8 protein-coding genes are annotated in these 14,434 nt (G+C 73.5%); 5 read left to right on the top strand and 3 right to left on the bottom strand.

Annotated elements, in window-relative coordinates; all coding sequences use genetic code 11:
* Positions 1-98 precede the first annotated feature (98 nt).
* The 3 genes from O3S82_RS00335 to O3S82_RS00325 all read left to right on the top strand — a co-directional run bounded on the left by O3S82_RS00335 (position 99) and on the right by O3S82_RS00325 (position 5,629).
* On the top strand, positions 99-1,748 hold the full coding sequence (locus O3S82_RS00335) for a phosphoenolpyruvate--protein phosphotransferase (protein ID WP_269304634.1): 1,650 nt from the start codon (positions 99-101) through the stop codon (positions 1,746-1,748).
* A 152-nt stretch (positions 1,749-1,900) separates the two neighbouring features.
* A complete protein-coding gene (locus O3S82_RS00330) occupies positions 1,901-3,361 on the top strand; it encodes an SDR family oxidoreductase (protein WP_269304632.1) in 1,461 nt (486 codons plus the stop codon).
* Positions 3,362-3,529: 168 nt separating this feature from the next.
* Positions 3,530-5,629 (top strand): MMPL family transporter, encoded by a 2,100-nt coding sequence (locus tag O3S82_RS00325; protein WP_269304630.1) that lies wholly within the window; start codon positions 3,530-3,532, stop codon positions 5,627-5,629.
* Between the two features lie 4 nt (positions 5,630-5,633).
* On the opposite strand, the gene O3S82_RS00320 is transcribed toward O3S82_RS00325, so the two are convergent.
* A complete protein-coding gene (locus O3S82_RS00320) occupies positions 5,634-8,906 on the bottom strand; it encodes a BTAD domain-containing putative transcriptional regulator (protein ID WP_269304629.1) in 3,273 nt (1,090 codons plus the stop codon).
* Positions 8,907-9,055: 149 nt separating this feature from the next.
* On the opposite strand from O3S82_RS00320, the gene O3S82_RS00315 reads away from it, so the two are divergent.
* Both O3S82_RS00315 and O3S82_RS00310 read left to right on the top strand, forming a co-directional pair.
* Entirely contained in the window at positions 9,056-10,477 is a 1,422-nt protein-coding gene (locus O3S82_RS00315; RefSeq protein ID WP_269304627.1) for an FAD-binding oxidoreductase, read from the top strand.
* A gap of 103 nt (positions 10,478-10,580) precedes the next feature.
* Positions 10,581-12,044 (top strand): amino acid permease, encoded by a 1,464-nt coding sequence (locus O3S82_RS00310; RefSeq protein WP_179427126.1) that lies wholly within the window; start codon positions 10,581-10,583, stop codon positions 12,042-12,044.
* A gap of 4 nt (positions 12,045-12,048) precedes the next feature.
* On the opposite strand, the gene O3S82_RS00305 is transcribed toward O3S82_RS00310, so the two are convergent.
* Both O3S82_RS00305 and O3S82_RS00300 read right to left on the bottom strand, forming a co-directional pair.
* Entirely contained in the window at positions 12,049-12,912 is an 864-nt protein-coding gene (locus tag O3S82_RS00305) for an aldose 1-epimerase family protein (protein WP_269304624.1), read from the bottom strand.
* Positions 12,913-12,980: 68 nt separating this feature from the next.
* Positions 12,981-14,420, bottom strand: a complete 1,440-nt coding sequence (locus O3S82_RS00300; protein ID WP_269304622.1) for a polysaccharide biosynthesis tyrosine autokinase — start codon at positions 14,418-14,420, stop codon at positions 12,981-12,983.
* Positions 14,421-14,434: the final 14 nt, after the last annotated feature.

The raw sequence follows: 14,434 nt of genomic DNA, 5'->3' as shown, positions 1-14,434 counted from the left end.
GTGGCTTTCAATGTTGTCTTGTATTGATTTATGTCACATCGTGGGACCTTGTCAAGACCCCAGTGTCTCCTGGATCACGTGGGCGTTACCGTCGAGAGGTGAGCACCGTGTACTCCGGAACCGCTGTCGTCCCAGGAATCGGCGTCGGCCCGGTCGTCCGACCGGCCCCCCGCCCGACCGCTCCGGAGCACGAGGACTCCGCCGACGCGTCGGTCACCACCGTCGCCTTCGGAGCCGCCGCGGCCGAGGTCGCACGGCGCCTGCGCGCGCGGTCGCAGTCGGCCAGCGGCGCCGCCTCCGAGGTGCTCGCCGCCACCGCCGGCCTCGCCGAGGACCGCGGACTGGCCACCTTCGTCGCGAAGCACGCGGCCCAGGGCGCCGGCCCCGCCACCGCCACGACGGCCGCGATCGAGGAGCTCGCCGCGATGTTCACCGCGGCCGGCGGCCTCATGGCCGAGCGCGTGACCGACCTCTACGACGTCCGCGACCGCATCGTCGCCGAGCTGCTCGAGCTGCCCGAGCCCGGCATCCCCGTGCCCGACGAGCCCTCGGTGCTGCTGGCCGACGACCTCGCCCCCGCCGACACCGCGGGCCTCGACCCGTCGCGGATCGTCGCGATCGCCACCAAGCTGGGCGGCTCGACCAGCCACACCGCGATCATCGCGCGCCAGCTGGGCATCCCCTGCGTCGTCGCCGTCACCGACCTGGCCGCCGTTGAGGCGGGCGCCCGGGTCGCCGTCGACGGCACCACCGGCACCGTCACCGTCGACCCCGACGAGGCGCAGGTCGCCGAGCTGATCGAGGCCGACCGCCGCACGCGCGAGGCCGCCGCCGGCTGGACCGGCCCGGGCCGCACCTCCGACGGACACGCCGTGCAGATCCTCGCGAACGTTCAGGACGGCGCCGGCGCGCGCGTCGCCGCCGAGCAGCCGATCGAGGGCGTCGGCCTGTTCCGCACCGAGCTGTCGTTCCTCGACCGCGCCACCGAGCCCAGCGTCGACGAGCAGGCCGCGATCTACGCCGAGGTCTTCGAGGCGATGGGCGACAAGAAGGTCATCGTGCGCACGCTCGACGCCGGCTCGGACAAGCCGCTCGCGTTCGCGAACCAGCCCGACGAGCCCAACCCGGCGCTCGGGGTGCGCGGCCTGCGGATCGGCCTGGCGACCCCCGAGATGCTGGACCGCCAGCTCGACGGCATCGCCGCCGCCGCGGGGCGCACCGGCGCCGACGTGCGTGTCATGGCGCCGATGGTCACCACCGAGTCGGAGGCGCAGTGGTTCGCCGAGCGCGTCCGCGCCCGCGGCCTGCAGGCCGGCATCATGATCGAGACGCCGTCCACGGTGCTGCTGGCCGACCGCCTGTTCCGCCACCTCGACTTCGTCTCGATCGGCACGAACGACCTGTCGCAGTACACGTTCGCGGCGGACCGCATGGCGCCCACGCTGAGCGATCTCACCGACCCGTGGCAGCCCGCCCTGCTGGCCTCGATCAAGCTCGTCGCCGACGCGGGCCGCCGGGCGGGCAAGCCGGTGGGCGTGTGCGGCGAGGCCGCTGCGCACCCGCTGCTCGCGTGCGTGCTGACCGGCCTCGGCGTGACCTCGCTGTCGTGCGCGGCCACCGCCGTGCGCCCCGTCGGCGCGAAGCTCGCGCAGGTCACGCTGGCCCAGTGTGAGGAGGCCGCCGATGCCGCCCTCGCCGCCTTCGACGCCAGCCGCGCCGCCCAGGCCGCCGCCGAGATCCTCGCCTGACCGATCCGCTCGGGCCACTTCACGAGGTTTCCTGTCACTTCACGAGGTTCGCAAACCTCGCGAAGTGACAGTTTCCCCGGTTAACCGGGGAAACTGTCACCCCCGAACCGCCAAAAGTCGCGAGGGGCCGCGGTGGGCCGTTGACTGTGGGCATGCGCTGTCTGGTCACCGGGTCCACCGGCTACGTCGGGGGACGGCTCGTCCCGCAGCTGCTCGAGGCCGGCCACGAGGTCCGCGTGCTGGTGCGCGACGAGCGCAAGGCGCGGGCGCACCCGTGGGCCGAGGACGTCGAGATCGTCGTCGGCGACGCGACCAGCCGGGACGACGTCCGCCGCGCGTGCGAGGACGTCGACGTCTTCTACTACCTGCTGCACTCCATCGGCTCGTCCGGCGACCTCGTGCGCACCGAGCACGAGATGGCCTCGACGATCGCCGAGGCCGCGCAGGAGGCCGGGGTCGGCCGCTTCGTCTACCTCTCAGGCATGGTGCCGCAGGACGAGGAGCTGTCCGAGCACCTGCGGTCGCGCGACGAGGTGGCCCGCGTGCTGCTCGACTCGGGCGTGCCCACGGCGGTGCTCCAGGCGGGCATCATCATCGGCTCGGGCTCCGCCTCCTTCGAGATGCTGCGCTACCTGACCGAGCGGCTGCCCGCGATGGTCACGCCGCGCTGGGTCGACTCGCGCACCCAGCCCATCGCGATCCGCGACGTCCTCCACCTGTTGGTCGGCTGCGCCGAGCTGCCGTCCGACGTGAACCGCCGCTTCGACATCGGCGGCCCCGACGTCCTGACGTACCTCGAGATGATGCAGGGCTACGCGAAGGTCGCGGAGCTGCCGCGGCGACGGATCCTGCGCGTCCCGGTCCTGTCGCCGAGCCTCTCGAGCCACTGGGTCGGCCTCATCACCCCCGTGCCGGCGAACCTCGCGCGCCCGCTCGTCGAGAGCCTGCGCAACACCGTGGTCGCGCAGGAGGACGACATCTGGCGGTACGTCGAGCGCCCGCCCGGCGGCCTCACCGGCTTCGAGCGCGCGGTCGAGCTGGCGCTCACCAAGATCCGCGACCTCGACGTGCCCACGCGGTGGACCTCCGCCGCCACGCGCGGCGCCCCGTCGGAGCCGCTGCCCGAGGACCCCGACTGGGCGGGCGGCTCGCTCTACACCGACGAGCGCACGCGCGAGGTCGCCGCGACGCCCGAGGACCTGTGGGCCGTCATCGAGGGCATCGGCGGCGACCACGGCTGGTACTCGTGGCCGCTGGCGTGGGAGGTCCGCGGCCTCATCGACCGGGCGTTCGGCGGACCCGGCCTCCGGCGCGGCCGACGGGACCACAGCAAGCTCGTCGTCGGCGACGCCGTGGACTTCTGGCGCGTCGAGGAGGAGGACGAGGGCTCGTTCCTGCGGCTGCGCGCCGAGATGAAGGTCCCGGGCCTGGCGTGGCTCGAGCTGCGCGTCGGCTCGGACGACGCGGGCACCACCTCGTTCCACCAGCGCGCGCTGTTCCACCCGCGCGGTCTGCTGGGACACCTCTACTGGTGGGCCGTGTGGCCGTTCCACGGCATCGTCTTCGGCGGCATGCAGCGCAACGTGGCGAAGGCGGCCGAGGCGCGCGCCTGAGCGCAGCCGGGAGCAGGACCTCGCACCCGCGGTGTATCAGAACCGCGGCGCCGGGGTCATGGGATGGCGTGCCCGACAGGGCTCCAAGTCACCCCCAAGTCGGGCGCAAGGTCTCGGACCGACAGTCGGTGGCACGGAACGACCCTCCCACCGAAGGAACCGAGACACATGTCCTCCCTCTTGTACCGCTTCGGCCGCACCACGGCCCTGCACCCCTGGCGCACGCTGGTCGGCTGGCTGATCGTCGCCGTCTGCGTGTTCGCCGCCAGCTCCGCGTTCGGGGGCACCACCCAGGACGACTGGAACGTGCCCGGCGCGGAGTCCCAGCGCGGCATCGACCTGCTGCGCGACCACCTTCCCGACGCCGGCAACGCCTCGGCGAACATCGTCGTCCACGACGACACGGCGATCCCCGCGAGCATCCTGGCCTCGCTCGGCGAGCGCCTGCAGGACGTCGCGCACGCCTCCAGCGTGAGCCCGCCCCGGATCAGCGAGGACGGCCGCACCGCGGTGCTGCACCTCGCCTACGACACCGAGGTCACGCACCCCGACCTCATGGGCGACGTCGACCCGCTCGACGAGGCCGTCGAGTCCACGCGCGACGCGGGCTACCAGGTCGAGCTCGGCGGCGACCAGCCGTCGACCGCCTCCGCCCCGATCGAGGGCTACGGCGAGCTCATCGGCGTCGGCGCCGCCCTGCTGATCCTGCTGATCGCGTTCGGCTCGGCCGTCGTCGCGGGCCTGCCCGTGCTGGTGGCGGTGTCCGGCCTCGCGGTCGGCTCGGCCGGCGTCACCCTGCTGGCCGCCACGATGGACGTCTCCACGTCGGCACCGATGGTGGCCACGATGGTCGGCCTGGGCGTCGGCATCGACTACGCCCTGCTGCTGGTGAGCCGGCACGCCGAGTTCCTCGCGCAGGGCCATCCCGTCGAGGAGGCCGCCGGGCGCAGCCTCGCGACCGCCGGCAAGTCGGTCGTGTTCGCCTCGCTCACCGTGCTGATCTCGCTGCTGGGCCTGGGCCTGGCGGGGCTGCCCACGTTCTCGACGTTCGGCTGGGCGACCGCGATCTCCGTCGTGGCCGTCATGCTCACCGCGATGACGCTGGTGCCCGTGCTGTGTCGGTTCGCCGGCCGCAAGGTGCTGGCGCGCGGCCTGCGCCGCGGCGCGGTGCGCACCGAGCGTCCGCTCACCGCCCGCTGGGCCGAGCGCGTCACGCGGCGTCCGCTGCTGTGGGCGCTCGCCGGCACGACGATCATGATCGCCCTCGCGGCTCCGGTGCTCGACATGCGCACGTGGCCGCAGGACGACGGCAACCAGACGACCGAGGCGACCACCCGGCGCGCGTACGACCTCACGGCCGACGCGTTCGGGCCCGGCGCCACCGGCCCGATCACGGTCGTCGTCGACCACGCGAAGGTGCCCGCGGGCGAGGTGGCCGACGTCCGTGCCGCCCTCGCGTCCAACGACGACCTGGTCGCCGTCTCGCCCGCGACGACCTCGCCCGACGGAGCGGTCAGCGTGCTGACGGCCGAGCCGGCGTTCGGACCCGCCGACGAGCGCACCTCCGGGCTCGTCGAGGACCTGCGCGCCGACCTGCCGGCGGGCGTCGAGGTCACCGGCCAGACGCCGCTGTTCGCCGACATCGCCGAGATGCTGTCGCACCGCCTGTGGGTGGTCATCGCGTTCGTCGTGGCGGTCTCGGTGCTGCTGCTGATGCTCGTGTTCCGCTCGATCGTGATCCCGCTGAAGGCGGCCGTCATGAACCTGCTGTCGATCGGTGCCGCCTACGGCGTCATGACCGCGGTGTTCCAGTGGGGCTGGGGCGCGGGTCTGCTCGGCATCGATCACGCCGCGCCCGTGTCCAGCTGGGTGCCGATCCTGATCTTCGCGATCCTGTTCGGCCTCTCGATGGACTACGAGGTGTTCCTGCTGAGCCGCATCCGCGAGAAGTGGCTCGACACGGGCGACGCCACCGGGAGCGTGGTGCACGGCCTGTCCGCCTCGGGCAAGGTCATCACCGCGGCCGCGGCGATCATGGTGGTCGTGTTCCTCGGCTTCGCGACCGAGGGCGACCTCGTGGTCAAGATGCTGGGGCTGGGCATGGCGACCGCCGTGTTCCTCGACGCGACGATCGTGCGGATGATCCTGGTCCCCGCCACGATGACGCTGCTCGGGAAGTGGAACTGGTGGCTGCCGGGCTGGCTGGACCGGGCCCTGCCGCAGGTCGACGTCGAGGGCGACGAGCGCGCGCTCGAGCCCACCCACTGAACGGCTAGAAGCCGAACTGGTCCCGCTGGTCGCGCAGTCGCTGCGCGGCCAGCGGGATCTCCCACTGCTCGCACAGCTCCTCGGCGCGGTCGGCGTGTTCCCTCGCTGCGTCGAGGTCGCCGAGGGCCGCGTGGGCGCAGGCGACGTAGTGGTCGACCGGCCCCGAGGCGTTGCCCGACCCGGCCGAGCAGCTGGAGCCGAGGAACGGTGCGATCCGCTCCAGCGCCGCGGCTGCCAGCGCGCGGTCGCCGACGTACATCGCCGCCTCGGCCGCGTTGCACCACGCCAGCATCGAGAACCAGTCGTCGTGGTCGAGGTCCACGGCGTACCGGCGCAGGTGCTCGCGGGCGTCGTCGACCCGGCCGGCGCGGCACAGCAGCGCGGCGGTGACCGACGTCAGCGGCAGCGGGTCGGTCTCCTCCATCGCGACGAGCACGTCGACGACCTCGCCCGCGTGGCCGCTCCACACGGTCAGCACGAGCTCGGCGCCGAGGATCGCGACGTCGGACTGCGGCAGCGTCACGGTGCGCTCGACGCGGCGCATCCGGTCGAGCATCGCCGCGCACTCCTCGAAGCGGCCGGCCATCGCGAGCCACGGGATCTCGAGGCCGTCGAGGACGAGCTGCGCGTACGCGAGCCGCAGGCGGTCGGCCTCGGCGCGCGCGCGGGCGATGACCTCGCGCATCTCCAGCGGACGCCCGGCCTCGCCCAGCGCGACGGCCTGCAGGGTCGCCGAGATCACCACGTCGCGGTCGCGGCCCAGCTCGCGGGCCAGGCGCACGGACTCGTGCGCCCACTCGGCCCGCTCGACGGCCGTGTCGGCCTTCCACAGCGCGGCCACGCCGACCTGTGCGACGTCGACCATCAGGCCGGGGTCGCCGAGCTCCTCGGCCATCGCGCGCGCCTTCGCGACCAGCTCGGCGCGCTCGTCGAAGGGCGAGGTGTAGTACTGCTCGCTGGCGAGGGCGACCAGCGCGCGGCAGCGCAGCGCCGACGGCTCGGGCGGCAGGTCGTCGAGGGCGTCCCGCAGCGCCGTGACCACGACGTCGTTGACCTCGCCGTGGTTGGTGGCCTGCCACAGCGCGCCCTGCGTGGTGGCGAGGGCGGCCGCGGCGAGCAGCTCGGGGTCGCCGATCGCCCGGGCCTCGCCGATGGCGGCCGCGACGCCGGCGGCCAGCTCGGTCCAGCGCGCCGACCAGCGATGCGCGTCGGCCAGCTCCATCCGGGCGTCGAAGCGGTCGCGGGCGGTGGCGGCGGGGTCGTCGGACATCGCCTCGAGGGCCGCGGTCAGCAGCTCGGCCCGGTCCTCGTGGGCGTGCAGCGCGCGGGCGTCCTCGGCCGCGCGCTCCGCCGCGCGCCACGCCGTGGCCGCGTGGGCCGGGCCCGCCGCCAGCCAGTGGCGCGCCTCCTCCGACGCCCGGTCGGTGTCGGCGATCGCCGCCGCCACCGCCGCGTGCCGGCGGGCCCGCCGGGAGGCGGAGAGTCCCGCGTAGAGGCTGTCGCGCACGAGCGCGTGGGCGAACGCGTACCGGTCGATGCCCTCCTCGACGACGAGGCCCGCCCCGACCGCCGGCTCCAGCAGGTCGAGCGCGCCGTCCTCGTCCGTGCCGAGGACGGCCGCCAGCGTCGGACCGTCGAACTGGCGACCCACCACGGCCGCCGTCGCCAGCGCGGCGCGGGTCTCCTCGGGCAGCCGCGCGAGGCGACGCGCGAGCACGTCGTGCACGGCGCGGGGCGTGTCGTCCTCGGCCAGCAGGGTGGCGAGGTCGCCGCGCTCGCCCGCCAGCCGGGCGTACTCGACGAGGAAGAACGGGTTGCCGTCCGTGCGCTCGTGCAGGGCCGCCACCTCGGCGGGCGACGGCGCCGCCTCGGTGACCCCTCCGACGACCTCCGCGACCTCGTCCGGACCGAGCCCCGTGAGGTGCAGGCGGAGCGCGTGCCGACGGGCCAGCGCCTCGGCCGCGTCGGCCAGCAGCCCCGCGGGCTCGGGGTGGTCGCGCCACGTCGCCAGAACCAGCAGGCGGGCGTCGGTGACGGACTCGGCCAGCAGCATGAGGCCGCGCAGACTCGCCGGATCGGCCCAGTGCAGGTCCTCGAGGACCACGACGACAGGCTCCTCCCGTGCCTGCGAGCGCAGCGCGGCGAGGATCGCCTCGCGCACCCGGAAGCCGTCGGCCGCGTCGGTCACGTCGGGGAAGTCGAGCCCGAGGGACTCCAGGACCGAGCGCCACGGCCACAGCGGCGGCGCGCCCTCGTCGCTGGAGCACCGCCCCACGGCGACCCGCGCGCCCGCGGCGACCGCCCGCCGTCCCAGCTCGGCGGCGAGCCGGCTCTTCCCGATGCCCGGCTCCCCCGTGACGGCGGCGAACGAGGTGGTCCCGGCGAGCGCCGCGTCGAGTCCGCGGGCGAGCGCGGCGAGCTGCTGGTCGCGACCCACCATCGGCCACGGCGTCGCGACGGCCACCGCGGTCTCGACCGGGTCCTCGGGGGGCGGGGTCCAGTCCAGCTCGGCGTCCTGACGCAGCAGCGCGGTCTGCAGGCGGCGCAGCTCGGGACCCGGCTCGATCCCGAGCTCGTCGTCGAGCACCTCGCGGACGCGCCGGATCACCTCCAGCGCCTCCGCCTGCCGTCCGGACCGCGCGAGCGCGAGGGCGCGCAGCCCCCAGAGCCGCTCGCGCAGCGGGTGGGACGCGGTCAGCGCCTCGAGCTCGGCGGCGGCCGTCGCGTGACGACCGAGGGCGAGCGCCGCGACCGCACGATCCTCGAGCGCGACGACCCGCAGCTCCTCCAGCCGGGCCCGCTCGGCCACCGCCGCGGGGGCGTCGCCGAGCTCCGCGTAGGGCGTGCCGCGCCAGCGTGCCAACGCGGCGCCGAGCAGCGCGTCGACCGACTCGAGCTCGGCCCGGGTCGGGCTGGGCGCCTCCAGCCGGCGGTGGCCGTCGGCGACCGCCAGCTCGAAGGCGTGCGCGTCGACGTCCTCGGCCGGCACGCGCAGGGCGTAGCCGGCGCCGACCGTGACGAGCACCTCCGCGGGCGCCCGTCGGGCGCGGCCCGGCTCGAGCACCTTGCGCAGCCCCGAGACGTAGGCCTGCAGCGTCGTCACGACGCCGGGCGGCGGGGCGTCGCCCCACAGCAGGTCGACGATCGTGTCGACGCCGACGGGCCGGCCGCCGGACAGCGCGAGGGCGGCGACGAGGGTGCGCTGCTTGGGCGTGCCGAGATCGAGCTCGACACCCTCCGCCGAGACCGCCACGGGCCCCAGCACCCTCAGCTCCACAGTCGAAGCATAGGGACGCGCCCGGGCCGCCGACAGGGGTTCGGTGCGGCCCTCCGCGAGCGACTCCAAGTCAGGCCCCAGTCGGTATCAAGCGCTCCGGCCGATGCTCTCGGGGACCGGAAACACCGACAGAAACTAGGAGCACCACCGTGTCCATCCACGAGACCCTCGACCAGCTCGACCGCCCGGCCGACCGCCTGCGCGGGCTGATCGGCGGAGCCGTCCACCTCCCCGGCGACCCCGGGTACGACGCGGCACGATCCGCCTGGAACCTCGCCGTCGACCAGCGTCCCGCCGCCGTCGCCCTCCCTCGCGACGCCGACGAGGTCGCCCGGATCGTCCGCGCCGCCCACGCCGCCGGCCTGCGGGTCGCACCGCAGAGCACGGGCCACAACGCCGGGCCCCTCGTGGCCGGTGGCCTCGACGACGTCGTCATCGTCCGCACGAGCGAGCTGTGCGACGTGAGCGTCGATCCCGAGCGACGCCTCGTCCGCGTCGGCGGCGGCACCGTCTGGCTGCCGGCCGTGAAGGCGGCCGCCGAGCACGGCCTCACCGTCCTGCACGGCTCGTCCGTCGACGTCGGCATCGCCGGCTACAGCCTCGGCGGCGGCATGGGCTGGTACGCCCGCCGGCTGGGCCTGGCGACGAACAGCCTCACGGCCGTCGAGATCGTGCTGGCGAACGGCGACCTCGTGCGCGCCGACGAGCAGACGAACACCGAGCTGTTCTGGGCCGTCCGCGGCGGCGGCGGCAACTTCGGCATCGTCACGGCACTGGAGTTCCGCGCGTACGACTTCAGCACCGCGTACGCCGGGATGATGATGTGGGACGTCGAGATGGCGCCGCGCGTGCTGGACATGTGGCGTGCCTGGGCCCCCGTGGCCCCCGACGAGGTGACGACGTCGTTCCGCATCATGAGGATCCCCCCGATCCCCGAGATGCCCGACTTCGTCCGCGGCCGCACGATCGTCGTGATCGACGGCGCCGTCATGGCCGATGACGAGCGCGCCGCCGACGTCCTCGCGCCCCTGCGGGCGCTGGAGCCCGAGCTCGACACGTTCGGCCGGGTGCCCACCGAGACCCTCGTGCACCTGCACATGGACCCGGAGGAGCCCGCTCCGGGCGTCATGCGCTCGACGATGCTGCGTGAGCTCGACGACGCAGGGGCCGACGCGTTCCTGGCGCTCTTCGGCCCCGGCGTCGAGACGCCGCTCATGGTGGCCGAGCTGCGCCAGCTCGGCGGTGCCGTGGGACGTCCTCACGAGGGCGGCGGCGTGCTGACGCACCTCGAGGGCGAGTTCGCCTTCATCTGCGGCGGCATCGCGCCCACGCCCGAGCTGGCCGCGATGGTGGCCGCGCTCGGCGAGCAGGCGGTGGCGGCCCTCGGGCCGTGGACGAACGGACGGTCGTACCTCAACTTCGCCGAGGAGCCGACCGACGCCCGCACGGGCTACGCCGACGACGCGTGGCTCCGGCTGGCCGCGATCCGCTCGGCGGTCGACCCCGAGGGCGTGTTCGTCGCGAACCACGCGATCCCGCGCCTCTACGAGGACGGCGTGCCGACCCGCTGAGCCGTCCCCCGGGCCGAGCCCGCCGAGACCCCCGCGGTCTCGGCGGGCTCGTTCGTCGAGGCCCCACTTGCCGGGCAGCCCGCGCGGGTCCAGAGTCAGGGCCATGAGCCTGTTCCGGACGAAGAGCATCGAGCAGTCGATCGCGGAGACCGACGAGCCGGAGCACCAGCTCCGCCGGGACCTCAGCGCCAAGGACCTCATGGTCTTCGGCGTCGGCGTCATCATCGGCACCGGCATCTTCGTGCTGACCGGCCAGGAGGCCCATAACCACGCGGGTCCCGCGATCGTCATCAGCTTCCTCATCGCGGGAGCGGTGTGCGCCCTCGCCGCCCTCTGCTACGCCGAGTTCGCGGCGACCGTCCCCGTGGCGGGCAGCGCGTACACGTTCAGCTACGCCACCCTCGGCGAGTTCATCGCGTGGATCATCGGCTGGGACCTGCTGCTGGAGCTGGCCCTCGGCGCTGCCGTCGTGGCGCGCGGCTGGTCGGGCTACCTGCAGGAGCTGCTCGAGCTGCCCACGCAGATCGCTGGCGACGAGGCCGTGGTCGACGTCGCCGCGATCGGCATCGTCGTGCTGCTGTCGTTCCTCGTCATCGCGGGCACCAAGCTGTCCAGCTCGGTCACGAGCGTCTTCGTGCTCATCAAGGTCTCGGTCGTGCTGTTCGTCGTCGTCGCAGGCCTGTTCTTCATCAAGGCCGCGAACTACACGCCCTTCATCCCCGACGCCCAGAAGCAGGAGCTGGAGAAGGGCGCCGACCAGCCGCTCATCCAGGCGGTCTTCGGCATGGCGCCCACCGCGTTCGGCGTCATGGGCATCATCGCCGCAGCGTCGGTGGTGTTCTTCAGCTACATCGGCTTCGACGTGGTGGCCACGACGGCCGAGGAGACCAAGAACCCGCAGCGCGACGTGCCGCGCGGCATCCTCGGCTCGCTGCTGATCTGCACCGTGCTCTACATGGCCGTGTCGTTCGTGATCACCGGGATGCTGCCCTACACCGACGACCGCATGAACACCGGCGCCCCGTTGGCCGAGGCCTTCTCGGCCAACGGCATCGACTGGGCCGCCAACCTCATCTCGCTGGGCGCCGTCGCCGGCATGACCACGACGATCCTCGTGCTGCTGCTGGGCCAGTCACGCATCCTCTTCGCGATGTGCCGCGACGGGCTGCTGCCGCGCGGACTGGCGAAGGTGCACCCCACCTTCGGGACGCCCTACCGGATCACGATCATCACCACGGCGTTCGTGGCGATCCTCGCCGGCTTCGTGCCGCTGGCCGAGCTGAGCCACCTGGTCAGCATCGGCACGCTGTTCGCGTTCGCGCTGGTCTCGGCGGGCGTGCTGATCCTGCGTCGCACGCGGCCCGACCTGGAGCGCGCGTTCAAGGTGCCCTTCGCGCCGCTCGTCGCCGGCGCGTCGATCCTGACGTGCATCTGGCTGATGCTGAACCTGTCGCTGCTGACGTGGGAGCGCTTCCTCATCTGGATGGCGCTCGGCGTGGTCATCTACGTCGTCTACGGCCGCCGCCACGCCCGGCTCGGGCAGACCGCCACGGACGACGCCCGCTGAGGGGTCAGAGCAGCTCGATCGCGTAGGAGAGCTCCTCGCGGCCGCCGGGGGCCACGACGGCGACGCCCGGCTTGCCGGCGAGCTCGCCCACGTAGTCGGCCGGGGCCGGACGGCCGCGCCACGGCTCGATGCAGACGAAGCGGGCGCCCGGCACCGACCACAGGGTGATGCCGGTGAAGCCCGTCCACGTGAGGCGGACCTGGCGGCCGGCGCCCGAGGAGTAGACGAGGCCGCGGCTGGCGACCTCGGGCAGGATCACGGCGCCCTCGGTGAACCACGAGTCGTTGAGCGTGACGACGCGGTCCCACGCGGGGTTGTCGAAGCGCTCGTCGGTGAGCAGGTTGTCCACGACGCGGCGCGCGGGCGCGGTCTCGGGCTCGTCGAACCGCACCTGATGCATCGACCGCGGCTGGTCGTCCTCGATCGGCCACACGAACGCGGGGTGCGAGCCGAGGTCGAACGGCATCGGCACGTCGCCCCGGTTCTCGACCGTGTAGTGCACCGAGAGGCTGCGCCCCTCGACCACGTAGGTCACCGCGAGGGCGAAGTCGTACGGGTAGTGCTCGCGGGTCTCGTCGTCGGCGACGAGCACGAGCGAGGCCCGGTCGTGGCCGCTGTCGACGACCGACCACTCGCGGTCGCGGGCGAAGCCGTGCTGCGGCATCGGGTAGGTGCGGTCGCCCACGCGGACACGGTCGTCCGGCACCCGGCAGATCACGGGGAACAGCACGGGGGCGTGGCGCCGCCACGGATCCTCGCCCGACCACAGGTACTCGTGGTCGTCCTCGTCGCGGATCGAGACGGGCTCCGCCCCGTGGAGCGCGACGGCGACGCTGATCTCGCGGTCGCGCAGGACGAGGGAGGCCATGTCACCGACGGTAGACACCCGACCCCTCCTCGCGCATGCCGAACGCGCCTGACATCGCGAACGTCACATCATCGGTCCGCGCTGGAACCGCGGCTCCCCAGCAGCGACCGCTTGCGCGCGCGCCGGGTGGTCTCGGGCTCGTAGCCGTACCCGTAGCCATAGCCGTATCCGTATCCGTAGCCCCGCCGGCGCTTGCGCGGCTTCGGCGACATCGTCACCACCGCACCGCACAGCCGGGCGTCGACGCTGGCGAGCCGGTCCAGGGCGGAGGCGTACTGGTCGGTCGTCGTCGAGCCGTGCCTGATCACCATGATCGCGCCGTCGGTGGCGGCGGCGAGCGGCGCCGCGTCGGTGACGGGCAGCAGCGGCGGCGCATCGACGAGGACCACGTCGTAGTCCAGCCGCAGCCGGTCGAGCAGCTTCAGCATCGCGGCCGAGCCGAGCAGCTCGGCGGGATTCGGGGGGATCCGTCCCGAGGGGAGCAGGTCGAGCGTGCCGCCGACCTTCTGGATCGCGTCCTCGGGCTCGACGCGGCCGAGCAGGATCGTCGTGACGCCGACGCTGCCCTCCAGCTTGAGGTACTCGGCGAGCTTCGGGCGGCGCAGGTCGGCCTCGACCAGCAGCACGCGCTGGCCGTTGTCGGCGATGACCTGGGCGAGGTTGGCCGCCGTGGTCGACTTGCCCTCCGACGGCACGGCGCTGGTGACGACGTAGCACCGGTTGGCGGCGCCGGCGTCGATGAACTGCAGGTTCGTCCGCAGCACGCGGAACGCCTCGACGCGCGGATCGTGTCCCGACCGTCCGCGCACGAGCGGCTGCTTCACGGCGTCGCGGTCGAAGTGGATGTCGCCGAGGACCGGCACCTCGCGACCCGACACCGCGGTGATGTCCTCCTGCGACGTGATGCGGTTGTCCATCAGCTCGCGCAGGACGGCGAGGCCGTACCCGAGCAGCAGGCCCAGCAGCAGCGCGATGCCGAGGTTGCGCGCGGGCTGCGGCGACACGGGCGAGCCCGACACCGTGGCCCGGTCGACGATCGAGGCCTTGACGGGAGCCTCCTGCTGACCGTCGGGCGTCTCCAGCTCGCGGACGTACCCGGCGAACGCCTCCGCGACCGTCTGGGTCAGCTCCTGGGCGCGCTCGGGCGACGGGTCCGTGACCGAGACCGACAGCACGACCGTGTCGAGCTCGATGCTCGTGTCGATCCGCTCCATGAGGTCCTGCGGCGTCTCGTCCAGGCCGAGCTTCTCGACGACGCGGCTGGCGACCTCCTCGCCCTTGATGAGGGTCGCGTACGACTTCACGCGCTGCTGGCTGAACTGACCGCCCTGCTGCAGCTCGCCGCCGTCGGCGCTCTGGGGCGTCTTGACGAACAGGCGCGCCGTCGACTGGTACTGCGGCGTCACCGAGACCGTGTAGAAGCCTGCCGCCGCGACCGTCAGGACGGCCACGACGGTGATCAGCAGCCACCGCTCCCGCGCGATGCGCAGGTAGTCCTTCAACTCCATGTGGGCCTCCGAGT

The organism is Aeromicrobium sp. HA, from assembly GCF_027171405.1.
Lineage (GTDB): Bacteria > Actinomycetota > Actinomycetes > Propionibacteriales > Nocardioidaceae > Aeromicrobium > Aeromicrobium tamlense.
This window is presented reverse-complemented; position numbering and strand designations above follow the sequence as displayed.

Excerpts from the sequence above, each read along its gene's own strand:
- O3S82_RS00330 (WP_269304632.1), top strand. The coding sequence starts at position 1,901 with ATGCGCTGTCTGGTCACCGGGTCCACCGGCTACGTCGGGGGACGGCTC.
- O3S82_RS00325 (WP_269304630.1), top strand. The coding sequence starts at position 3,530 with ATGTCCTCCCTCTTGTACCGCTTCGGCCGCACCACGGCCCTGCACCCC.
- O3S82_RS00310 (WP_179427126.1), top strand. The coding sequence starts at position 10,581 with ATGAGCCTGTTCCGGACGAAGAGCATCGAGCAGTCGATCGCGGAGACC.
- O3S82_RS00305 (WP_269304624.1), bottom strand. The coding sequence starts at position 12,912 with ATGGCCTCCCTCGTCCTGCGCGACCGCGAGATCAGCGTCGCCGTCGCG.
- O3S82_RS00300 (WP_269304622.1), bottom strand. The coding sequence starts at position 14,420 with ATGGAGTTGAAGGACTACCTGCGCATCGCGCGGGAGCGGTGGCTGCTG.